16 protein-coding genes are annotated in these 22,349 nt (G+C 69.2%); 3 read left to right on the top strand and 13 right to left on the bottom strand.

Annotated elements, in window-relative coordinates; translation table 11 throughout:
• Positions 1–139: 139 nt before the first annotated feature.
• From OHT57_RS36530 to OHT57_RS36510, 5 genes are all read right to left on the bottom strand, one after another.
• Positions 140–2,170 (bottom strand): ABC transporter ATP-binding protein, encoded by a 2,031-nt coding sequence (locus tag OHT57_RS36530; RefSeq protein WP_328751033.1) that lies wholly within the window; start codon positions 2,168–2,170, stop codon positions 140–142.
• A gap of 40 nt (positions 2,171–2,210) precedes the next feature.
• Complete coding sequence (locus OHT57_RS36525) at positions 2,211–2,969, bottom strand: NUDIX hydrolase (RefSeq protein ID WP_328751032.1); 759 nt, start codon at positions 2,967–2,969, stop codon at positions 2,211–2,213.
• Between the two features lie 129 nt (positions 2,970–3,098).
• A complete protein-coding gene (locus OHT57_RS36520) occupies positions 3,099–5,030 on the bottom strand; it encodes a glycogen debranching N-terminal domain-containing protein (protein ID WP_443053526.1) in 1,932 nt (643 codons plus the stop codon).
• A gap of 737 nt (positions 5,031–5,767) precedes the next feature.
• Positions 5,768–7,489 (bottom strand): DUF4192 domain-containing protein, encoded by a 1,722-nt coding sequence (locus tag OHT57_RS36515; protein WP_328751030.1) that lies wholly within the window; start codon positions 7,487–7,489, stop codon positions 5,768–5,770.
• Between the two features lie 302 nt (positions 7,490–7,791).
• Entirely contained in the window at positions 7,792–9,948 is a 2,157-nt protein-coding gene (locus OHT57_RS36510; protein WP_328751029.1) for a RecQ family ATP-dependent DNA helicase, read from the bottom strand.
• 570 nt (positions 9,949–10,518) lie between these two features.
• Between OHT57_RS36510 and OHT57_RS36505 the strand changes: the two genes are divergently transcribed.
• A complete protein-coding gene (locus OHT57_RS36505; protein WP_328751028.1) occupies positions 10,519–11,151 on the top strand; it encodes a hypothetical protein in 633 nt (210 codons plus the stop codon).
• Positions 11,152–11,377: 226 nt separating this feature from the next.
• Here the strand turns inward: OHT57_RS36505 and OHT57_RS36500 are convergent, their stop codons facing one another.
• From OHT57_RS36500 to OHT57_RS36490, 3 genes are all read right to left on the bottom strand, one after another.
• Positions 11,378–12,019, bottom strand: a complete 642-nt coding sequence (locus OHT57_RS36500) for a hypothetical protein (RefSeq protein ID WP_328751027.1) — start codon at positions 12,017–12,019, stop codon at positions 11,378–11,380.
• Between the two features lie 68 nt (positions 12,020–12,087).
• On the bottom strand, positions 12,088–12,789 hold the full coding sequence (locus tag OHT57_RS36495; RefSeq protein ID WP_328751026.1) for a ribonuclease HII: 702 nt from the start codon (positions 12,787–12,789) through the stop codon (positions 12,088–12,090).
• 82 nt (positions 12,790–12,871) lie between these two features.
• The gene (locus OHT57_RS36490) at positions 12,872–13,495 is read right to left on the bottom strand and encodes a TetR/AcrR family transcriptional regulator (RefSeq protein WP_328751025.1); all 624 of its coding nucleotides are present in this window, start codon (positions 13,493–13,495) and stop codon (positions 12,872–12,874) included.
• A 187-nt stretch (positions 13,496–13,682) separates the two neighbouring features.
• Between OHT57_RS36490 and OHT57_RS36485 the strand changes: the two genes are divergently transcribed.
• Positions 13,683–15,230: an MFS transporter gene (locus tag OHT57_RS36485; protein WP_328751024.1), complete on the top strand. Its 1,548-nt coding sequence runs from the start codon at positions 13,683–13,685 to the stop codon at positions 15,228–15,230.
• 274 nt (positions 15,231–15,504) lie between these two features.
• Here the strand turns inward: OHT57_RS36485 and OHT57_RS36480 are convergent, their stop codons facing one another.
• The 3 genes from OHT57_RS36480 to OHT57_RS36470 form a co-directional block, all read right to left on the bottom strand.
• A complete protein-coding gene (locus OHT57_RS36480) occupies positions 15,505–16,410 on the bottom strand; it encodes an ADP-ribosylglycohydrolase family protein (RefSeq protein ID WP_328751023.1) in 906 nt (301 codons plus the stop codon).
• Positions 16,411–16,422: 12 nt separating this feature from the next.
• A complete protein-coding gene (locus OHT57_RS36475; RefSeq protein WP_328751022.1) occupies positions 16,423–17,082 on the bottom strand; it encodes a histidine phosphatase family protein in 660 nt (219 codons plus the stop codon).
• A gap of 130 nt (positions 17,083–17,212) precedes the next feature.
• On the bottom strand, positions 17,213–17,818 hold the full coding sequence (locus OHT57_RS36470; protein WP_328751021.1) for a YdbC family protein: 606 nt from the start codon (positions 17,816–17,818) through the stop codon (positions 17,213–17,215).
• A 148-nt stretch (positions 17,819–17,966) separates the two neighbouring features.
• Between OHT57_RS36470 and OHT57_RS36465 the strand changes: the two genes are divergently transcribed.
• On the top strand, positions 17,967–18,491 hold the full coding sequence (locus OHT57_RS36465) for a TerD family protein (protein WP_328751020.1): 525 nt from the start codon (positions 17,967–17,969) through the stop codon (positions 18,489–18,491).
• 4 nt (positions 18,492–18,495) lie between these two features.
• Here the strand turns inward: OHT57_RS36465 and OHT57_RS36460 are convergent, their stop codons facing one another.
• Positions 18,496–19,206 carry a DUF6215 domain-containing protein gene (locus tag OHT57_RS36460; protein WP_328751019.1) on the bottom strand — a complete coding sequence of 237 codons (711 nt, stop codon included), beginning with the start codon at positions 19,204–19,206 and terminating at the stop codon, positions 18,496–18,498.
• 141 nt (positions 19,207–19,347) lie between these two features.
• The gene (locus tag OHT57_RS36455) at positions 19,348–22,242 is read right to left on the bottom strand and encodes a vitamin B12-dependent ribonucleotide reductase (RefSeq protein WP_328751018.1); all 2,895 of its coding nucleotides are present in this window, start codon (positions 22,240–22,242) and stop codon (positions 19,348–19,350) included.
• Between the last annotated feature and the right edge of the window lie 107 nt (positions 22,243–22,349).

Below are 22,349 nucleotides of genomic sequence, written 5' to 3'. Positions count from 1 at the left end.
CAACTCCCTTGAGGTCTTTGGTGAAAAGCACACGAAAGGGTGATCGCTCACCCCGTCGCAATTGACGCCTTATCGGAAAGAAATGCGCTTTCGTCAGGAAGTTGTGCGCAAGTCGAGACCGGAAGGGTCCGGACAGTCGTCATCGGACCCTGCTGCGCAGGCTGGTGAGCAGATATGCACACAGCAGGGCGGTCAGCGACAACGTCAGTGCGCCGCCCACAGGTTGGGCGATCACCCGTACCGCTCCGGCGAGATAGCGCTCCCCTCCGAACGGCCATTGCAGCAGCAGGACCTCGCGCAGCCGCGCGGGAAGTCCGGTCGCCGCTCGCACGGACGCCCCCTCCAAGGCTTTCTGTACGAGGGGTACGACGGCGACTGGGACAGCGACCACCGCAGCGAGCCCGGCCGTGGTGGACCGGAAGATGCCCGCTGCCAGGACACCGGCCCAGGCGCACCCGACCACTAGCCCGAACCAACTCGCGCTCAGCGAAAACCAGTCGGTGGGAACTTCCGCGAGTTCCCGCCCGTAGACGAGGTAGAGCACCTCGGCGTTACAGCCCACCGTGAGAAATGCCAGCGTGAGGGCGGTGACCGCGGCGACGAGGAGTTTCGCGGTGAGCAGCCCCAACCTGCGGGGGACGCTGCCGCGGTCCACCGCCAGGGCAGGGTGACGGAACTCGTCGCCGAACGCGAGCGCGCCCAGCAGCCCTGCGCCGAGCGCCGCCGGTGGCAGCGGCAGCTCCCTGGGCCATGCGGCCAGCAGACGCGCCTGCGGAGTGTGACCGATTCGCGCCAGGAGTACGGCGGTGAAGGCGGAGGCGACGAGGACTGCGGCGCCGGTGATGAACCCGGTACCGATCCCTGCCGCGCGGCGCAGTTCGTAACGCAAGGGACGCAAAGGACTGGGGGCGGACCTGACGGAGATGGGGGGCGGGAGGGGGGACCGGGGAACTGAGGCTGTGGAGTCCGTGACCGAGGGGGAAGCAGTCCGGCCTCTTTCGGCCGCAGGGCCGCTGTGTGTTTCCTGATGCCTGAACGATGCCGGGTCGCCGTGTGCTTTCCGGGCGGCATGCACCGCCTGGTCGCCACGTGTCCCCGAGCCACTCTGCGATTCGATGTCGTGGCGTACGACTTGGTCGGGCCGCGTCTTTGTCTCGGCGGCCGCCATTCCCCCGCTTTCCGCGATTTTCGCGCTTTCCGCGGTTGCGAGGAGTTCACCGGACTCCGACCCTGTGGCGTCCGTCTGCTTGTCCTCAACTGCTTGCGCGGCCTCGCCGGGAAACAATCCCGCTCCCGGACCCATGTCCCCGGTCTCGTCGGCGAGTTGGTGCACCAGGACGCCGTGCCGAAAGGCGGTCTCACCGATGTCGGCGCACGTACTGCCGTACACGGACAGACGGTTGCCGCCTTCCTGGACGACTTCGACGGAGCGATGTGCCGTGCGGGCCTCTTGGGCAAGCAGGGCTGCGAGGCGGGCGGCATGAGGGGTGCGGACGGCGACACGGGAGCGCAGCCTGGTACGGGCGAACTCCCTGGCTTCCTGGTCGGCGACGAGTCTGCCCTGTTCGAGGGTGATGACGTGATCTGCGGCGCGCGCGGCTTCCTTGGGCTCGGGTGTGGTGAACAGGACCGTGCCCCCCTGGGCGGCGTGTGCTCGCAGCATGCCGTGCAGCCAGTGGCTCTCGCGGGTGGAGAGCCCATCGGCGGGATCGTCCAACACGAGGGTGTGCGGGTCCGCCAAGAGAGCGCAGGCCAGGCCCAGGCGACGGTCCATGCCGCGTGACAGGGTGCCGAGCCGCTCGTCGCGCAGACTGACGAGGCCCACCACTTCGAGCACCTCGTCGGATCGCCGGACCGGCACGCCGGCCGCGGCGCTCAGCATCCGCAGATGGCCGCGGACCGTGCGCGCGGGGTGGCCCGGCACATCGCCCATGAGGACGCCGACCTCGCGCGAGGGGTGCGCGATGCGGTGCAGCGGGCGCCCTCTGAAGTAGGTGAGGCCACGGCCGTGTTGGAGTTCGAGCATCAGTCTGAGCACCGTGGTCTTGCCGGCACCCGGCGCTCCGAGAAGCGCGTTGACACGGCCCGCGCGCGCTTCGAAGGACACGTCGTCGACTGTGGGCGGGAGGTCCTTGCGGGAGTTGCTGGTCAGTCCGAAGGCCTGGATCACCCGCAGCAAGATAGCGCGTTATATCCGGCTTTCTATGGCGTCACACTTCGGGGCGCAGCATCGGCGGGTTGAGCAGAGTGGCGCCGCCGGCCCGGAAGAGCTGGGCTGGGCGGCCGCCCTGCCGCGTTGTCGTGCCGCCGGTGGGGACCAGGAAGCCTGGTGTCCCCGTCACCTTGCGATGGAAGTTGCGCGGGTCGAGTGCCACGCCCCATACCGCCTCGTAGACGCGGCGCAGCTCGCCCACGGTGAATTCGGGCGGGCAGAACGCGGTGGCCAGCGAGGAGTACTCGATCTTCGAGCGGGCGCGCTCCACGCCGTCCGACAGGATCTGCGCGTGGTCGAAGGCGAGGGGTGCGACCGCTTCCCCGTCCCGGCCGTACCCAGCCTGCTGCAGCAGCTCGTCGACGGGCGCCCAGCGCGCGTTGCTGGCGTCGCCGCCCGCCCGGGGGGCCGGCAGGTCGGGGGCGAGAGCGAGGTGAGCGACGCTCACCACGCGCATCCTGGGATCACGCTTGGGGTCACCGTAGGTCGCCAGCTGTTCCAGGTGTGCTCCGTTGTCATGGACAGGGACAGCGGGGTCGTGGGCGCGCAGGCCGGTCTCTTCGGCCAGCTCACGCGCTGCTGCCTGCGCCAGGTCCTCGTCGTCCCGTACGAAGCCACCCGGGAGTGCCCAGCGCCCCTGGAACGGCGCCTCGCCCCTGCGCACCGCGAGCGCGCACAGGGCGTGGCGGCGCACGGTCAGTACGACCAGGTCCACGGTGACGGCGAAGGGCGGGAAGGCTGACGGGTCGTAGGGCATGCGGTGATCATAGTCGTCTGCCTGACGATAAACACTCCCTTCGTCGGCCGCACCCATGGCTGACCCACTGCGGTCCGCAGCACGACGCACCGTCGCTCCCGGCACTGCCGAATGCTGTGTCATGCGAGGTCACGAACCCAGTTGCAGCCCTTCGGCGGCCTCCTCGACCATGGCGAGGCCCAGCCGGCTGACACGTACCGAGAACGGCTCACCCGCGATCCTCAGTCCGGTCAGACCGATCTCGCCGAGGGGCGCACTGCGCACGGGACGCAGTGCGACCGTCCCTGCCGGAGCGTCGGGCCGGATACCCGCCAGGGTGGTCAGCAGCAGGACTCCCGCGGCCGCTGCCGTGGCCGCGGGACGGCACGCCGCCGGATGGGGAAGGGGAGGGCTTCCTTCAGTGCGCTGCTGTCCGGCGAACATCTCGGGGAGTCGGTAGCCGAAAGCCTCGGCCGCCGCGAGCTGACCCCGCAGGAGCGAGCCTGCCTCCTTCTCGTACCCGGCGGCGGCCAGCCCCGCAACGGCTACCGCTGTCTCGTGGACCCGTACCGCCCCCGTGCGGTGCCCGAACGGGTTGTAACCCGCCTCCTTCGCGCCCAGCCCGCGCAACCCCCAGCCCGAGTCCATGGCCGGGCCTCCGAGCAGCCGGGCGAGCTGCTCGGTCTGCACCCTGTCGAGCAGCCCGGGTGCTTGCTCGCCCCCGCTGAGCAGGCCGGTGTCCAGGAGATGGGCGGCCGTGGCCCCGAGGTGTGACACGAGGCGTCCGTCCGAAGCACGCCCTGCCGCTGGGCGACCGCCGCTGCGGTCCTCGACCCAGAAGTCCTCACGGAAGGCAGTCCGCAGTTCGCGGGCCCAGTGCCGCAGTACCGCGCCGCCCGGCCGGTCGAACGCGTCAAGCAGGTCGGCGCCGAGGACGGCCGCGCGGTGAGCATGGGCCTGTGTCTCGCAGCGGACCGGGCCACCGGGCTGTGGGTCGCACAGATACGTCCCCTCCCCCACGGCCGCCCTCAGCCATCCCAGACAACGCTCGGCCGTCGGGAGCAGCCCTTCCGTCTCCTGCCGCGAGAGCCCCCACCGATAGGCCTCCGCGAGGAGTACGGGGAAGAGCAGGGTGGCCTCGGTACCCGTGCACCCGGCCGGCAGGTGTGCCCCCGCATCGCGGCGTGGGCCAGGGATCATCCCGGACTGTGCTGTCGGCCCCCGGAGTTGGGTGCGCGCGAGGGTGCGGAGTGTCCCGGCGGCGAGCCGGGTTCCGAGCGCCAGTGCCATCCGGGCTGCGACGAGGGCGTCGGCCGGGGCCAGGCCGCAGCGCCAGGGGACTCCTGCCGCGATGTGAGTGTCGGTGGGGTGTGCCGGGTCGCGCAGCAGTAAGGACTGGAGGTCGTCGATGCTTGTGCGCAGGAGAAGCTCGACCCCGGGATGGTCTCCTGTCGCGCGCGCGGGAGCCAGGGGGCTGGTCGCCGCGCGCCCCGCTGCCCGGCCGGAGCCCGACCAGTCCATGCGGACGCGCAGCTCCAAGCCGGCCGTGCCACCGGGGGGCAGGTCGAACTCCCAGCGCAGGAGGCCCGCCGACGCCAGCGCGTCGGCCGGTGGTGGATCGGCCGTGACCGACGCCCCGCCGGCGGCACAGGACCAGCGAAGGCCGGAGTCGTAGACGCTCGCCGGCAGGTCGGGTCCCGCTCGGCCCGAGGCGATGGCGCCCAGGTCCGCAAGGTCCGTGCCGAGCGTCACCTCCACCGGCAGCCGGAGTGGCCGGGAGACCGCGCTGTGCAGTGTGATGCATTCCGTCCCGTCGGCGTGGCGTGTGCGTTCGACGACGACATCGGGATCCGGGCCTCCACCCGGCGAGACGCGCAGGGTGGCCACGAAACGTGCGCGATCCGCCGCCGTCGCCCACGCCTGGACGGCGAGCGGCTCGCGGCCGGCTACACGAACCTGACACCGGGAAAGCACACGTCGGCCAGTGCGGTAGAAGCCTTCCAGCCCCTGACCGGTCAACTGCCCTTGATCCGTGGAGATGGCGAGGCCGGGAAGGGCCACGCAGATGATGGCCGAGTGCACCGGAGGCAGGTCGGCTGGGTTGCGGGCTGCTGGAGGACCTGAGTGTCCTGGGGGACTTGCGGAGCCGTTCTGCAACGGCGGGCCGGGCCTGCCGGCCGAAGGCGGGCGAGCGGGACGGCGCATGGGCGAAGGCTGCGTCCGGCTCTGCCCCGTCGGTGTCTGCGAGAGCGGTACGCGGTCCGCCGAGGGAGACGGCCCGTGGTGCCACGACGCCGACGGTGACGACTCTCCGTCCCACGACGCCGCCGCTGACGGTGACGGCTCACGCTCCCACGGCGCCGAGGCAACGGGGGCCCTGCCACCCGTTCCCTGAGCCGTGCCCCGGCTGCGCTCCGGTGTCACCGAGGTGCGCTGGGTTCCGGTCGGGAAATCTGGCTCGGGCATACCGAGGTCCGCGGCCCACGACGGCGGACCCGCACTTCCGCTCCGAGCCGTCGTCGGGGCGCCGAGGGCGGGGCGACCGTTGTCTGCGGAGGGCGGAGTCGGCTGATGCAAGGGACGCTTCCTCTGCGCTCTGCGCGGCTCGGGCGTGTTCGGCACCCGATGCCGGGCTCCTGAAGGAGAAGGGCAGGACGACGGCACGGCCCAGTCGGGTGTTCCGCCACTCAGGTGAACGGGACGGGCCTGTTCAGGGTCACGCCCGCCGGCATGGAAGCCGACCGAATGGCGGCGGGTCGGAGTCGCCGCCCGACTGCGCAGGTGGGACCACGCTCGTGCGACACGTTTCCAGCGGTCGTTCATCCCTCCTCCTCTGCGGCGCTACCCCCGGGCCGTGCACCCTCGGGGCGGTGCGCGTCGTCCTGGCCCATGGCGCGTCGACGGACGGCGCCGGGGCGCGCGCTGCCGACCGGCCGCGAGCGCGGGTGGGCTTCCTCCATGCTGGACGCTCGCTTTTCCCGTTCCGCCGGGTTCGGACGGGCGTCAGCGCGAGCGCCGGGACGTACCCGCTTGCGGCGGCGGGAAGTTGTGGCGGACGGGGATGCCGGAAGGGGCTTGTCGGCATCGGGTGCGGGCGCCGGAATTGCCCCAACGATTTCAGCCGGGCATGGCGACAGCGCCCCGTCGGCAAGGGACGGCAACGCCGGTAGCGCCCCCGCGGTACCGAGCGAGGATGCCGCCTGGTCCCCGTCGCAGCTCGCATTGGGCGGCAGGGCCAGGCCGTCGGCCCTCTCCGCGTCGGAAGATTGCGCGGACGCCGAGCACGCGTGTTCTTCGCGATGGCGCCCCTCTCGTTCCGCACGCAGGCAGCTGCGGATCGACTCCGGGTCCAGCCCTTCGTTGCAGGCCTGGTGCAGGAGCCTGGCGAAGAGATAGCTGGGATCCGCGCCCAGGGCCATGGCCAGCGCTTCCCTGGCCTCGATCTCGTCGCCCATGGACCACGCGACCCATCCGGCGAGAGTGAGCGGGGCCGCCGCATGTTCGCCGTAGGGCCCGACGCACCGACGGGCCAGCGCGCGCCACAACCGCAGGGCCGGTCCGGCTTCCTCGGCTTCCATCCACTCGGCGGCGCGGTCCCGGGTCGTACGGTCCTGGAGGCCGAGGATGAGTTTCGCCGCTTCGTCGTGCCCCAGCAGTTCGTCGTCCCGCAGGTCCGCCCGAAGGTTGCCCGGCATGAGGGGCGCTTCGGCGAAACGTGTCATGGTGCGCCGGGCCGACCGCAGTGTCTCCTCAGCCACCTCGACCCGGCTAGTCAAGTCGAGCATCCTGGGGACCAGCGCCATGCCGGCGGTGTCCAGGGCGACTTCCTGTTCCAGTGCGGCAGCGGTCTCCCAGGGTTGCAGCCTGGCCCGCAACTCCCGCAGCGTGCCACGTACCTGTAGCCCGGCGTAGGTGGCCGCGGCGGCGAGTACCGAGGTACCGGGCAGACCCATCGGGAGTCCCTCCGCAGGGCAGCACGCCTCACTCGGACAGCAGTACGACCAATAGCGGCCGTCGGAGATGCACAACGCCTCGATCACAGGAACGTCGAGTCGACCGCACTCGGTACGCAGCAGCGCGGCGAGCGGGGCAAGCCTGTCCGTGATCTGCCGTCCGGTCTCACCGGCAGCCGGTTCCTGACAGAGGTAGGCGACCATCTGCTCGGGGTGGGCGCCCCTGCGCTCGCTGCCGGTGATCAGTCCGTGGGCCAACTGCCGGGCCACGGCCGCCCAGTCGTCCTCGTTGGCGGGAATGCCGAGCCGGGCCCGCCCGCCGAACCGCCCGCGACCGCCCCGGTCGTGCAGGGCGACAAGGACGATGCTGTCTTCGGGGCGGTATCCCAGCAAGTAGGGCAAGGCGTCGGCCAGCTCACCCGGGGTCCGCAGGGTGACCTGATGTTCGGCGCCGTGTGCGTCGATTCCGATGCGGTCGCCGATCCCCGAGCCTTCACCGTCCCGTCCGTCGCTGCGCTTCCCACCACTGCCCCGTCCGCCGTCGTTGCCGTTTGCTGCGGATCCGGTCGTTTCGCTGTGATTCGTCATGCGCAGACGATCTCGCGGATCGCGATGTTCCGGTTGGCCCTGTGGATAAGTCCGATCAGGGCCACGACAACGGGCATTCCTTCGTCCACAGGTCGGCCGCCGGAGCACCCCGATGTCGATGGCGTCCGCTTGTCTGTAGGCATGACGCACACGAACAGGGCGGAGTTGGGCGAAGGCGCCGACGGGACGACCCGTGGCCATGGAGGGGGCCAGGTGTGCGGGATGCTTGATGAGCAGATGGGCGAACTCGACAGCCGCCACCTGAGCCCCCAGGATGCCCAGGACCGGAGGCCCGTGAACGTCTATCCGGCCAGGGCAAGGACCAGAGGGAGCACCCGGTCCGCACCGGCCTGACTCAGAAGGCGTGCGCCAACAGCCAGGGTCCAGCCGGAGTCGGTGTAGTCGTCGATCAACAGCACCGGGCCGGAGGCGCCGGCCAGGGCAGCGGCGAGTTCGTCGGGCACAGTGAAGGAGGCGGCCAGGGCACGCAGCCGCTGGGCCGAATTGCTGCGGTGCGCCGCATACTCCTCAGCCTGCGGGGTGTAGACCAGGCTGCCCAGCAGCGGAAGCCTGCCGACCCGGGCCACTCCCTCGGCCAGGGAGGCGACCAGTTGCGGCCGGGTGCGGGACGGCATGGCGACGATCCCCACCGGCCGCGCCACCGCGTCGGGGGCACCGCTGGCCCAGCCGCCCGGCGAACGCGCCCAGTCGGCCACCACCGTCACCACGGCTGCCAGCACCTCGTCCGGGACCGGCCCGTCCGGCGCCTGCGCCGACAGCAGCGGACGCAGACGGTTGCCCCAGCCGATGTCCGACAACCTGCCCAGCGCCCGTCCCACGGCCGCCTGCTGGCCCGCGGGGATACGGCCCTTGAGGTCGACGCCGACCGCCGCCATGCCCGTGGGCCACATGCGACGAGGGTCGACCTCGACCCCCGGCCGGTCCAGCTCACCGGCCGCGCCCGCGAGGGCACCGGAGGAGACGGCAAGATCGAGCCAGGGTCCGGCGCAGTTGTCGCAGCGCCCACAGGGGGCCGCCTTCTCGTCGTCGAGCTGCCGCTGCAGGAACTCCATGCGGCACCCCGTGGTCGCCACGTAGTCCCGCATGGCCTGCTGCTCCGCCTCCCGTTGCTTCGCGACCCAGGCGTACCGCTCCGCGTCGTACGCCCACGGCTGCCCGGTGGCGGTCCAGCCACCCTTCACCCTCTTGACCGCCCCGTCCACGTCCAGGACCTTCAACATCGACTCCAGGCGCGAGCGCCGAAGATCCACCAGCGGCTCCAGCGCCGGCAGCGACAACGGACGACCCGCCTCCTCCAGGACCGCCAGCGTGCGCCGCACCTGCTCCTCGGGAGGGAAGCCCACCGAGGCGAAGTACGCCCAGATCGCCTCGTCCTCCCGACCGGGCAGCAGCAGCACATCCGCGTTGTCCACACCACGCCCCGCGCGCCCCACCTGCTGGTAATAGGCGATCGGAGACGAGGGTGACCCCAGATGCACGACGAATCCCAGATCCGGCTTGTCGAAGCCCATCCCCAGGGCCGAGGTCGCCACGAGCGCCTTCACCCGGTTCGCCAGCAGGTCCTCCTCCGCCTGCAACCGGTCGGCGTTCTCCGTCTTTCCCGTGTAGGAAGCCACCGGGTACCCGCGCTGCCGCAGGAACGCCGCGACCTCCTCAGCCGCCGCCACCGTCAACGTGTAGATGATCCCTGAACCCGGCAGATCCCCCAGCCGCTCCCCCAGCCACGCCAGCCGGTGCGCCGCGTCCGGCAGTTGCAGCGTTCCCAGGCGCAGGCTCTCCCGGTCCAGCGGACCTCGCAGAACCAGGGCCTCACCGCCCCCGGTACCCAACTGCTCGGCCACATCCGCAGTCACTCGCGCGTTCGCGGTCGCCGTCGTGGCCAGCACCGGCACACCCGCAGGCAACTCCACCAGCATTGTGCGCAACCGCCGGTAGTCGGGCCGGAAGTCATGCCCCCAGTCCGAGATGCAGTGCGCCTCGTCGACCACCAGCAGGCCGGTCGTCGCCGCCAGCCGCGGCAGCACCGCCTCACGGAAATCAGGCGAGTTCAAGCGCTCCGGACTGACCAGCAAGACGTCCACGGTCCCCGCCGCGACCTCGGTCTGGATCGCGTCCCACTCCTCGGGATTGGCCGAGTTGATCGTCCGCGCGGCAATACCGGCCCGTGCCGCCGACTCCACCTGGTTCCGCATCAACGCCAGCAACGGCGAAATGATCACCGTCGGGCCCGCGCCCCGCCGCCGCAGCAGCGACGTGGCGACGAAGTACACGGCAGACTTCCCCCACCCTGTCCGCTGCACCACCAACGCACGCCGATGCCCCACCACCAGTGCCTCGATCGCCTGCCACTGATCCTCACGCAGACGGGCCCCGCCACCCCCGTCCACCAGACGGGCCAGCACAGCATCAGCCTCGGCACGCAAATCCAAGTCGCTCATGCCTCCATGCAACCCCACAGCACTGACACCGCGCGAACCCGCAGACTTGGTGTCGGCTCCCCGGCCTCCATGTCCATGCCCAACGCTCCACAACAGCGAGATCGCCGTACCCCGCTCCTCGGGTCCTCACCTGCACACGGACAGCTCCGTAGGCCCCTCCGTGTCCCCCTCGATGCACGCCGGTCGCCGCCCGGCGGGTGTTGCGGTCAGGCGCCGGGCGGGTGCGCGGTCAGGCATCCCGCCGCTGTGCCTTCTGGCACGGGCGGTACGGGACGGAGAAGCACCAGAGGCGATATCGCTCCACACGCGTGTGCCGGTTCGGGCCGCGAAGGGCCGGGCTCGGAAGCCTCAGGCATCGTCCGGCAAAACACTGGGTAGGGATATAAGCCACTAACCATCTGATTCGGGTCGGCAGGCCCAATTGCTCGTTGCCGCAACCAAGTTCGACAGGAAGAATTGAGGTCCGCTCCCCGCACGGCTCGTCCGTGGACCGGTAGGGCTCTGCTGCGGTGCGCGCTCCCCCGAATCCGACCCCGCCCGCAGTATGGGCGCGTAGCCGAAGGGAGGACCGTGACCTTCGGATTCGCTCCGTCCTCTGCGGCGTCCATGTCGTCAGCCGACCTGTCCGCCGCATCCGTCAACCCTCTGGCCCGTCTGCTCGAACCCTCGGAGTGGGCCGAGGCCGGCATCCCACTGCTGCGCAATCCGCGCGAGGTCGTCAGCGGGCTGCACTCACGGCACCGCCCCAAGCCGGCGACCGCGATCGTGGCGGTCCTCGACCCGGACGAACGATTGCGGGCGAGCGCCTCGTTCACGCGCCGCCCGGCACCGGCCGACGGCTGGATGTTCCGGAACACCCTGCTCGCCCAGCTGCGCCGGGTGATCCCGCACGATCTGCGGCGCCGCACCCCTGTGCGCACCGCCGTGCTTCTCTACTGCCGTGAGGGCGACGCGCGTTGGACGGAAGAGGACGGCGCGTGGATGTGGGGCCTGCGTGATGCCTGCACCCTGCATGGGCTGCGCTGCGGGGCGTACATCACGTTGACGCGCGACGGCTGGCAGGTCCTCGGCGAAGGACGCGGCGGTCGTCGGCCGAACGCCGACTCCGCGCCGGAGCCCTTCGCGACGTCCGAGTCACCGCCCCTGCTACCGCGTACCGGTGGCGTCGCCTCGGAGGTCCTGCGCCGCGCGGCGGCCCGCTGAAGACCCCAGAGGCGTCCCAGGTCGCCGTTCCGCGGCCGTACGTCCCCGACGTACGGCCCACGACTTCATGGCGCACCGGGCGTGCGTCCTGGAAGGGGCAGGGCGTGAATCGCGAGGCATGCACCGGCCCGTGGGCGCGGGCATGCCGGAAGTCTCGCCGAGCAGGTGCCGCGCATGCGGCACCTTTCCTCACCCCCCGGCGTCCCCCAGTCGTACCGGAACCGGCTCAGACCCCGGCGCCCAGCGCCGAGTTGATCTTCTGCGGTTCGCCACAGACGATCAACAGGGCGCCGGCTCGCGCGCGGGCCAGAGGCAGCGCATCGGCGAGAGCGACGGAATCGCCGTTCACGGCGACCACTACCACGGGCCGCGACGCGGCACGCGAGGCCGTGGTGGCGTCCGCGTAGAACACGTCGTCACCGGCGTCGTGCTGCGCCCAGTAGGCGGCTTCACCGAAGGACAGTTCGTGTGCGGCCCACGGATGGCGTTCGCCGGTGGTGATCACCAGCACGTCACCGGGGGCACGGCCCGACTCCAGCAGCAGGTCGACGGCTTCCTCGGCAGCATCGAGCGCACCAGCGGCCGAGGCCGGGATGAGCTGGATCTGCGGAGTCACCGAAACCGGAGCCGGAACGGAGGTGGCGGGGGCAGTGGTGGCTGCGGAGGCAGCGGGGCCCGGCAGTCCGGGCTTGGCCACGGCCACGTCGTGCGGCGTCCGTTGCACCGGCGGCGTGGGCCGCAGGGGGCCGGGACGACCGGGGCGCGGCGGAGCCACGGGGCGGGGACCGGGTACGGGACGGGGGGTCGGCGCGGTGCGGGGACCCTGGGCACTCTCGTGAATCTGAGACTCCTCGGGAATGAGAGGCATGGGCTGATGTCTATCAAACGTTCGTGCGGCTCGCGTCAGCGGGTGGCACATCAGTGCGAACGGAATCGTCAGAAGTCGAAGCCGAGCTGACCCTCGATCTTCGGAGCGCTTCCGTTCGCCCAACTGCGGGCCTTCTTGAGGTGCTGCCACTGGGGCAGCGCATCAAGATACGCCCACGACAACCGGTGGTACGGGGTGGGGCCCCGAACCTCCAAGGCGGCCTTGTGCACGGGTGACGGATACCCGGCGTTGGCCGCAAAAGCGAAGTCTGCATGGTCGACACCCAGTTCGGCCATCATTTTGTCGCGCTGAACCTTGGCGATCACCGAGGCCGCCGCGACCGACACACAGGACTGGTCGCCCTTGATGACGGTCCTGACCTTCCACGGCGACCCGAGGTAGTCGTGCTTCCCGTCGAGGATCACCGCGTCGGGGCGGACCGGAAGAGTCTCCAGGGCGCGCACGGCGGCGATCCGCAGAGCGGCCGTCATCCCCAGGTCGTCGATCTCCTCCGGAGTCGCGTGCCCCAGGGCATACGACGTCACCCATGTCCGCAGTTCCGCGGCAAGTTCCGTGCGGCGCTTGACTCTGAGCAGCTTGGAGTCGGTGAGACCTTGGGGCGGTCGGCGCAGTCCGGTGACCGCCGCACAGACGGTGACAGGGCCGGCCCAGGCACCTCGCCCCACCTCGTCGACACCGGCAATGATCTTTGCTCCGGTGGTGGCGCGCAGGGAGCGCTCGACGGCGTGAGTAGGCGGTTCGTACGGCATGGCGCCCATAGCTTACGCCGCCCGGATCACCCGGCGGCACCATGACCTCCCAGGGCGGTACCGAAACCCGGACGATCAGCGATCACGGACCGGTGGACCGCAGCAGCGGCAGGACGAACTGGTCGATCATTTCCTCGACATCCCCGTCACCCCATTCGCTGCCGCGCATCTTGGAGCGATACATCATCATGGCGGGAATGGCATCGAACACATAGTCGTTGGCCGCATCCGGCCGCACCTCACCCCGCTCAATACCTCGGGTGACGATCTCACGCAGCAGTTTGACACTTGGCTCCACGACCCCGTTGAAGATCACCGCATGGAAGCGCTCCGCCTGGACTTGATCGCATTCGTGAATGACGGAGCGCAGTGCGAAGCCGGGGCGCGAGAACATCGCTTCGCGGGCCAGTCGGCACAGTTCGAGCAGATCCTCGCGCACGCCGCCGAGGTCGGGAATCTCCTCGAAACGCGGCAGTCCGGCCCGAAGGGCATCCGCGACGAGGTCCTCCTTGGACGGCCAGCGGCGATAGACCGCGGCCTTGCCCGTCTGGGCTCCGGCTGCCACACCTTCCATCGTGAGGCCGTTCCAGCCGACCGTGCTGAGCTGCTCCAGCGCGGCATCGAGGATCGCGCTCTCCAGCACGGCGCCGCGCCGACGGAGGGATGCCGTCCGGGCAGGGGCGGCCGACCACCGCGAGGTAACCATCTGAGTGTCTCCAGCGAACAGGGAAGCGGGAATTCCGGGGACGGAAGGGACATCGCACGGCGCCATAGGGGGATACGCCACGCGCCATCAAACTTAAGTGAACGCTTGCGTTCACTACTGGGGACTCACTACCGTGGCCGTAACAGTGAACGCCAGCGTTCACTAACGCGCTTGTGGGGGACCCATAGTGACTACCTCTCAGTTGATCAAAAATCAGAAACCAGGTGCGGCCCGCCGGGAAGGACATCCCGGCATCGCGCTCGCTGTCATCGCGGCCTGCCAACTCATGGTGGTCCTCGACGCAACGATTGTGAACATCGCTCTGCCGCACATTCAAGACGCGCTCAAGTTCAGCACCACCGACCTCACTTGGGTCGTCAGCGCCTACACGCTCACGTTCGGCGGCCTGCTCCTCCTGGGCGGCCGGGCAGGTGACATCCTCGGGCGCCGCCGGGTCTTCATGACCGGCATCCTGCTGTTCACCTTCGCCTCGCTGCTCGGCGGACTCGCCCAGGAGCCCTGGCAGCTCTTGGCCGCACGTGTCCTCCAGGGCATGGGAGGCGCGATCGCATCGCCCACCTCGCTGGCCCTGATCACCACCACGTTCCCCGAAGGGCCCGAGCGGAACCGGGCCTTCGGCGTCTTCGCCGCCGTCTCCGCGGGCGGTGGCGCCATCGGCCTGCTGGCGGGAGGCATGCTCACTGAATGGCTCGACTGGCGGTGGGTGCTCTTCGTCAACGTCCCGATCGGTGTACTGATCGCGGTACTGGCCCCGCTGTACATCAACGAGTCCGAGCGACACACCGGCCGCTTCGACATCGCAGGTGCCCTCACCTCCACCGGAGGCATGGCCCTGCTCGTCTACGGCTTCATCCGGGCCGCCGACGAGGGCTGGCAGGACAGCCTGACGATCGGGTCCTTCGGTATCGCCGTGGTACTCCTGCTCGCCTTCGCATTCATCGAGTCGCGCGCCAAGGAGCCGATCACTCCCCTGCGGATGTTCGCCGACCGTAACCGCTCGGGCACGTACGTGATCATGCTGAGCCTGGCTGCCGCGATGTTCGGCATGTTCTTCTACATCGTGCTCTTCGTGCAGAACGTGCTGGACTACAGCCCGATCCAGGCCGGCCTCGCCTTCCTGCCCGTGACCGTTGTGATCGCGCTGGGTGCGGGCCTGTCGCAGCGGTTCCTGCCGGTGCTCGGCCCCAAGCCGTTCATGCTCACGGGCTCTGCGCTCGCGATGACCGGGCTCGCCTGGCAGGCGCTCATCAGCTCCGACAGTTCCTACGCGGGCGGGGTACTGGGCCCCATGCTGATCTTCGGTTTCGGCATGGGCCTGAACTTCGTGACACTGACGATCACGGCGGTCTCCGGCGTCGCCCCGCACGAGGCGGGTGCCGCCTCCGGCCTGCTCAACGCAACGCAGCAGGTGGGCGGTTCCCTTGGCCTGTCCATTCTGACGACGGTGTTCGGATCGGCCAGCAGGGACGAGGCGGAGAAGCAACTGCCGCACTTCATGGCCGACGGTTCGGCGGAGCAGAAGGCGGAGTTCGCCAAGACGCACCAGCTCCCCGCTCCGTGGGGGCATGAAGTGCTCGCTCAGGGCATCTCGACGGGTTTCATCGCGGCTGCCGCGATGGCCGTACTCGCCCTGGTCAGCGCCGGGTTGGTGATCAAGGTCCGCAAGAGCGACCTCGATGCGCTCGCCGGCACGGCCGGTCCGGGTCTCGGCTGATCCGGCCGAGCTCACGACGAGCCGCGGATGGCCGGGCCGGGCCTGGGGGACCGGCCACGAGGACGACGGCCCGGCCATCCACACGGACAACAGCGACAGCGAGCAGACGAACACGACCACCCACGACAACCCCATGACCACACCTCCCGCCTCCCGCGTGACTTCTGCGCGCACCAGCTCATGCGTCGCACGGCAACTGCCACGACAACGATCAGGCGGTCACGCAGAGTTCCCGACATGCACGGAGAGTTCCGACGATGCGGTCGTGGGGTCCTTACACCCGCAATCGCAGCCATTCGGGAAAGACCTCGGTCCGCTCCATCCACTCGGCGGGCGGCGTCCCGGCCTTCCCCGCGGCGACCACACCGCCCACGATGGCGCAGGTCGTGTCCACGTCCCCACCGACCTGGGCGGTCGTCCAGAACGCCGCTTCGTAGTCGCCGAGGGACCTTGCGGCCGACCAGAGGGCGAAAGGCACAGTGTCGTGGGCTGTCGTCCGGCGCCCGCAGCCCAGCACGGCCGCGACGGTGGAGGCGTCTCCGTAGTCCAGCATGTCCCGGGCCCGCCGCAGGCCCGCCCCGACGGCACTCTTCGGGACGAGCGCGATGACGCCGTCGAGAAGCGCTCCGGGGCTTGGCGGACCATCGGGACCGGCCGCCAGCGCGGCGGCCGCGGCGACGGCCATGGCACCGACGACGGCCTCACGGTGCTGGTGCGTGGGGTACGCCGAGATCTCCGCCTGGTGGGTCGCCTGCTCCGGGTCGTCGGCGTAGTAGGCCCCAAGGGGCGGGATACGCATCGCGGCACCGTTGCCCCAGGATCCCTGCCCGTTGAAGAGGGCCGCGGCGAGCTCGCGCCAGTCGCCGCCCTCCCGGACCAGTCGCAGCAAACGGTTCACGGCGGGGCCGTAACCCCGGTCGAAGTCGTGGTGATCGGCGAACGAGTGGGCCAGTGCGTCCTGGTCGATGCGGTGGTGGGTGGCCAGGACGGCCACCACGGAGCAGGCCATCTCGGTGTCGTCCGTCCACTGCCAGCGGCCGGGCGGCACCTCGCGGTCCTTCAGCAGGGGATAGTTCACCGGCACGAAGAACTGCGAGCCCAGCGCGTCCCCCACGGCCAGACCGCGCAGGCTGGCCAGGGCGCGCTCCAGCCGCCCGTCGGGAGTGGAGTCAGCGGTCATCGGTCTGCCACTCTAGTCGGTGATCCCGTACGGTTCCGGATCTCGCCAGCGTTCGAATGGCCGGTCCAGTGCGTACTTGCCGTCGTCCCCGAGAACGAGCATCCGCATCTCCGCGTTCCCCGGGTTCGCCAGGGACTCGGATTCCGCGACCGTCCAGTGGAACCAGCGCATGCAGAACAGCCGCATGGCCAGGCCGTGCGTCACGATCAGAACGTTCGGCGGATGGTCGGGGGCCTCGAAGCTGCGGAACAGGCTCTCCAGGAAGCCGCCGACCCGGTCGTACACGTCGGCCCCGGACTCGCCCTGGGCGAACCGGTAGAAGAAATGCCCGTAGGCGTCCCGGTAGGTCTTCTGGAGGCGTACGTCGTCGCGGTCCTGCCAGTTTCCCCAGTCCTGCTCCCGCAGGCGAGGTTCCTCGCGGACCCGTATGAGATCGGGGTCCAGATGGAAGGCCCGAAGTGTCTCGTGTGTACGGCGGTACGGGGAGACGTACACGCTGACACGTTCACTGCCGAAGACCTCGCGGAGCCGTTTACCGGCCTCCTCGGCCTGCCTCCAGCCCTGCTCAGTCAGGGCCAGGGCGTGGTCGGGTTCGCGTTCATACACAGTGTCATCAACATTGCCCGTTGACTCCCCGTGCCGGACAAGGACGATGCGCCGTGGTCGTGCCATGCCAAAACCCTAGATCGAGTGAGCCCGGATCGAGCACTCGTAGGGGCTCCATACGGCGTAGGTCACACAGTTTCTGTACCACGAGCCACATATGGGAGCACTCGTGTCGAGGTCGTAGCGAGTCCGGATCTCAAACTGTCCAGGCCGGTTCGAGATCCACGATGTCGCCTGTGAGGGCGGCGACGTCGGCCTCCGTCTGGGCGCGCAGAGTGAGCCGTTCCACCCGTTCGGTGCGGTACTTGCCATGCTCTGCGGCCGACCTCCACATGGAGAGCACCAGGAACTCGTGCCCCGGGGCCTCGCCGAACAGTCCGCGGATCATGCCGGGCGAACCGGCCATCGCAGGGTTCCAGACCTTCTCCTGCATCAGCGCGAAGTGCTCCGCACGCTCCTCGTGGACACGACAGTGGGCGAACCGCACCAGGTCGGTGTCGGTGAAGCGCGGCTCGAAGCCTGTCTTCACATCGAAGCGATGGTCGAACAACTTGACCTGGATGTCCTTGAACGTTCCCGACTGAGTCGCCGCGAGCCGGTCATGGGAACGCGCCATGAAGGAGTCGTAGAAGGAACGGCTCTCCCAGAAGGAGAAGACGTGCGCCACACCCTGTCGCCCCCGGCTCCAGCCTCCGCCCTGTCCCCGAAACCCCGGCTCTCCCAGAAGCCCCGCCCACTTTCGCTGCCCCCGCTCGAAGCCGCGGCGGTCCACCACGGTGCAGCGAATCCACTTGACCAGCACCGCGCCATCGTAAGGCCACGGAGCGTGGCGGCGGTCACGCTCGGCGGCAGCGGTGACCCGCATGTGACAGACACGCATGGCAGGATGGACAACCGGTCTTGCCTGACCGGCAGTTCGGGCCGTGGACACAGGGGGAAGGGGACATCTGGTGAGCGCGATCAACAAGGGGATCCGCAAGGTCGAAGTCGCACTCAAGTGGGATCCGAGTCCGACGGGGCAGCCGGACACCGACCTGGACATCGTCGCCGCGACCTACGTGGCGGGCGATCCGTACGGCGATCCCGCCTATGTGGTGCACTTCGACAGCCGATCCCCCGACGGCACCATCTATCTCAACCGGGACAGCAAGGACGGCAAGGGCTTCGGGTGGGACGAGGTGATGACCCTCGAACTCGAGCGGCTGGACGCCCGGTACACGCGTGTGGTGGTCGGCGCGGTCATCCAGCAGCGCTCCGCGCACCGCACCTTCGTCGGCGTGGCCAACCCGGCTCTGCGCATCCGTGAGGGCTACACGGTCCTGGCCGAGGACGACTTCGGCAGCGTTCTCGGCGCGACGGCCGCGACGATCGGGGAGTTCCTACGCCAGGAATCCGGCAGTTGGGACTTCCACCCCGGGATCAACGGCTTCGACGACGACCCGGCGACCTTCACCAGGGAAATGGGCCGGGCGTGACCCGTCAGCCGACGGTCCATCCGGGGACCGTCGGCAGCACCGTCTCGGCGACACGGAGCAACGCGACGTCATCGGGCACGACATCGTCCTGGCGCCATATGGCGACTTCGTAGAAGCCGCCGCCGTCCTTGATGTCCTTGGCGACCAGCAGGCTGCGGGCGATGCCGCCGGGACCGGTGTCGACCTTGCCGCTACCACCGAAGGTGAATTTCAAGGCGATGGTCCGGTCCGAGTAGAGGACCGCCGGGTGCCCGCCTATGGTCCTGGCCTGCGCGGTACTCCCCAGGAAGGCGGCCATGTCGGCCACCGCAATGTCGTCGTCCGACGTCGAGAGTTTCACGGAGTAGGTGGCCAGTTGGACCTCCGCCTCGGGTGTGACGGACTTGGTCCCGTCGGCCCAGGTACTCGCGCTCTCGTTGCCGCTGGCGTTCATCGCGGACTCGGTCGGTGTGCCGAGCAGCGTGGGGAGGTCCGTCCGGTTCAGCGCCGTGCACAACTGCGCTCCGGATACGGGCTTCGAGGGCCTCGCGTCATCCGTGGCGTCACACATGGCCGGCTCGGGGTCGCTGGACTTTTGCTGAAAGGTCCCTGACAACAGAAGAGCTGCGAGCCCCCCGACCACCACCAGTGCGGCGAGGGCCTGACCCCACTCGCTGGGGCCCTTGTCGGACTGTCCCCCACCCGTTACGGCATCGGCGATCTGCTGCTCGGCCATGTTCCCCGTGTCCCCCACCCTGCTCTACGCGCCGGTCGTGCGCTGGGGGAGCCTAACCCGTGATCGCCTTGTGGAGAATCGGAAAAGCCGAGGGCGGCACAGTCGTGTTCCGACTGCACCGCCCTGGACCGCTAGCTCATGTCAGCTGCAACCACTGGTCGAGCCGCAGCCCTCGCAGATGTAGCAGGAACCGGCCCGCTGCATCTTCGTACCGCACGAGAAGCACAGCGGGGCGTCGGCCTGGATGCCCAACTGCATCTCCACCAGCTCAGCGCTGGTGTGGACCTGCTTCGGAGCCGGTTCGGCCGCCACGACCTCAACCTTCGGGGTGACGACGGCCTTCAGCTCCTGGGTGCGCGGCGCCGACTGGGCCAGCCCCTCGACGTCGACCTCCTCCTCGGTCGGCTCGTAGGAGCCGGTCTCAAGGTGGCGCTGACGCTCTTCGGCGGAGTGGATGCCGAGCGCGGAGCGCGTCTCGAAGGGAAGGAAGTCCAGCGCCAGGCGGCGGAAGATGTAGTCGACGATCGACTGCGCCATCCGCACGTCCGGGTCATCCGTCATACCGGCCGGCTCGAAGCGCATGTTGGTGAACTTCGAGACGTACGTCTCCAGCGGCACGCCGTACTGCAGGCCCACCGAGACGGCGATGGAGAAAGCGTCCATCATGCCCGCGAGGGTGGAGCCCTGCTTGGACATCTTCAGGAAGACCTCGCCGAGACCGTCGTCCGGGTAGGAGTTGGCCGTCATGTAGCCCTCGGCGCCGCCGACCGTGAAGGACGTCGTGATGCCGGGACGGCCCTTGGGGAGGCGCTTGCGGACCGGACGGTACTCGACGACCTTCTCGACCGCGCTACGGATCGTCTCCTCGGCCTTCGCCGTGACCGCGGTCTTCTCCTTCTCCTTGGTCTTGGCGGAGAGAGGCTGGCCGACCTTGCAGTTGTCACGGTAGATGGCGAGCGCCTTGACGCCCATCTTCCATGCCTCGAAGTAGACCTCTTCGACGTCCTCGACCGTCGCCGTCTCCGGCAGGTTGACCGTCTTGGACAGGGCTCCGGAGATCCACGGCTGGATGGCGGCCATCATGCGGACGTGGCCCATCGCGGAGATGGAGCGCTCGCCCATGGCGCAGTCGAACACCTCGTAGTGCTCGTGCTTGAGGCCGGGGGCGTCGATCACGTTGCCGTTCTCGGCGATGTGGGCGACGACCGCCTCGATCTGCTCCTCCTGGTAGCCCAGGCGGCGCAGGGCCTGCGGAACCGTGCCGTTGACGATCTGCATCGAGCCGCCGCCGACCAGCTTCTTGAACTTGACCAGTGCCAGGTCGGGCTCAAGACCGGTGGTGTCGCAGGACATCGCGAGACCGATGGTGCCGGTCGGGGCGATGACCGACGCCTGCGCGTTGCGGAAGCCGTTCTTCTCACCGAGGCGGACCACGTCCTGCCAGGCCTCCGTGGCGGCGGCCCAGATCGGCGAGTCCAGGTCGTCGATGCGGACGGCCTTGGTGTTCTCGTCAGCGTGCTGCTTCATGACGCGCAGGTGCGGCTGCGCGTTGCGCGCGTAGCCGTCGTACGCGCCGACGACAGCGGCGAGTTCGGCGGAACGCTTGTACGACGTGCCGGTCATCAGGGAGGTGATGGAGCCGGCCAGGGCGCGGCCGCCGTCCGAGTCGTACGCGTGGCCGGTCGCCATCAGCAGGGCGCCGAGGTTGGCGTAGCCGATGCCGAGCTGGCGGAACGCGCGCGTGTTCTCGCCGATCTTCTGGGTCGGGAAGTCCGCGAAGCAGATGGAGATGTCCATCGCGGTGATGACGAGTTCGACGACCTTCGCGAAGCGCTCGACCTCGAAGGACTGGTGGCCCTTGCTGTCGTCCTTGAGGAACTTCATCAGGTTCAGCGAGGCGAGGTTGCAGGACGTGTTGTCCAGGTGCATGTACTCGCTGCACGGGTTCGAGCCGTTGATGCGGCCGGACTCCGGGCAGGTGTGCCAGTGGTTGATGGTGTCGTCGTACTGAATGCCCGGGTCGGCGCAGGCCCAGGCGGCCTCGGCCATCTTGCGGAACAGGGTCTTGGCCTCGACCTCCTCGATGACCTCGCCGGTCATGCGGGACGTCAGGCCGAACTTGGCGCCCGTCTCCACGGCCTTCATGAACGTGTCGTTCACGCGGACCGAGTTGTTGGCGTTCTGGTACTGGACGGACGTGATGTCGTCGCCGCCCAGGTCCATGTCGAAGCCCGCGTCACGCAGGGCGCGGATCTTCTCCTCCTCCTTCACCTTGGTCTCGATGAAGTCCTCGATGTCGGGGTGGTCGACGTCGAGGATGACCATCTTGGCGGCGCGACGCGTGGCGCCACCCGACTTGATCGTTCCTGCGGAGGCGTCGGCACCACGCATGAAGGAGACCGGACCGGAGGCGTTACCGCCCGAGGACAGCAGCTCCTTGGAGGAGCGGATGCGGGAGAGGTTCAGGCCGGCGCCGGAGCCGCCCTTGAAGATCATGCCCTCTTCCTTGTACCAGTCGAGGATCGACTCCATGGAGTCGTCGACGGCCAGGATGAAGCAGGCCGAGACCTGCTGCGGCTGGGGCGTACCCACGTTGAACCACACGGGGCTGTTGAAGCTGAAGATCTGGTGCAGGAGGGCGTACGCCAGTTCGTGCTCGAAGATCTCCGCGTCGGCGGGCGAGGCGAAGTACTTGTAGTCCTCGCCGGCCTTCCGGTACGTCTTCACGATGCGGTCGATGAGCTGCTTGAGGCTCACCTCGCGCTGGGGGGTGCCGACGGCACCGCGGAAGTACTTGCTGGTGACGATGTTGACCGCGTTCACCGACCAGAAGCCGGGGAACTCGACGCCGCGCTGCTCGAAGTTGACCGAGCCGTCGCGCCAGTTGGTCATGACGACGTCACGGCGCTCCCAGACCACCTCGTCGTACGGATGCACGCCGGGGGTGGTGTGGATGCGCTCGATACGCAGGCCCTTGGTCGCCTTCGTGGTCTTGGCGCGGGAACTCCGTGCCGGACCGCTCGCCGTCTCTGTCATGCCGCCTCCCTGTACGGGCTAAAACGCCCTGAAGTGCCCGGATGTTCCCGTGGGCACGGTGTTCTGTCTGGTGTCGCGGGCACCCACTCGCTACCGCCCGCAACAGG

It is taken from the genome of Streptomyces sp. NBC_00285, from assembly GCF_036174265.1.
Taxonomy (GTDB): domain Bacteria; phylum Actinomycetota; class Actinomycetes; order Streptomycetales; family Streptomycetaceae; genus Streptomyces.
Note: the sequence above shows the minus strand (reverse complement) of the source record. Positions and strands in the feature narration are given on the sequence as shown.

Coding starts and splice junctions, on each gene's coding strand:
- OHT57_RS36525 (WP_328751032.1), bottom strand. CDS start 2,969: ATGCCCTACGACCCGTCAGCCTTCCCGCCCTTCGCCGTCACCGTGGAC.
- OHT57_RS36515 (WP_328751030.1), bottom strand. CDS start 7,489: ATGACGAATCACAGCGAAACGACCGGATCCGCAGCAAACGGCAACGAC.
- OHT57_RS36510 (WP_328751029.1), bottom strand. CDS start 9,948: ATGAGCGACTTGGATTTGCGTGCCGAGGCTGATGCTGTGCTGGCCCGT.
- OHT57_RS36500 (WP_328751027.1), bottom strand. CDS start 12,019: ATGCCTCTCATTCCCGAGGAGTCTCAGATTCACGAGAGTGCCCAGGGT.
- OHT57_RS36495 (WP_328751026.1), bottom strand. CDS start 12,789: ATGCCGTACGAACCGCCTACTCACGCCGTCGAGCGCTCCCTGCGCGCC.
- OHT57_RS36490 (WP_328751025.1), bottom strand. CDS start 13,495: ATGGTTACCTCGCGGTGGTCGGCCGCCCCTGCCCGGACGGCATCCCTC.
- OHT57_RS36480 (WP_328751023.1), bottom strand. CDS start 16,410: ATGACCGCTGACTCCACTCCCGACGGGCGGCTGGAGCGCGCCCTGGCC.
- OHT57_RS36475 (WP_328751022.1), bottom strand. CDS start 17,082: ATGGCACGACCACGGCGCATCGTCCTTGTCCGGCACGGGGAGTCAACG.
- OHT57_RS36460 (WP_328751019.1), bottom strand. CDS start 19,206: ATGGCCGAGCAGCAGATCGCCGATGCCGTAACGGGTGGGGGACAGTCC.
- OHT57_RS36455 (WP_328751018.1), bottom strand. CDS start 22,242: ATGACAGAGACGGCGAGCGGTCCGGCACGGAGTTCCCGCGCCAAGACC.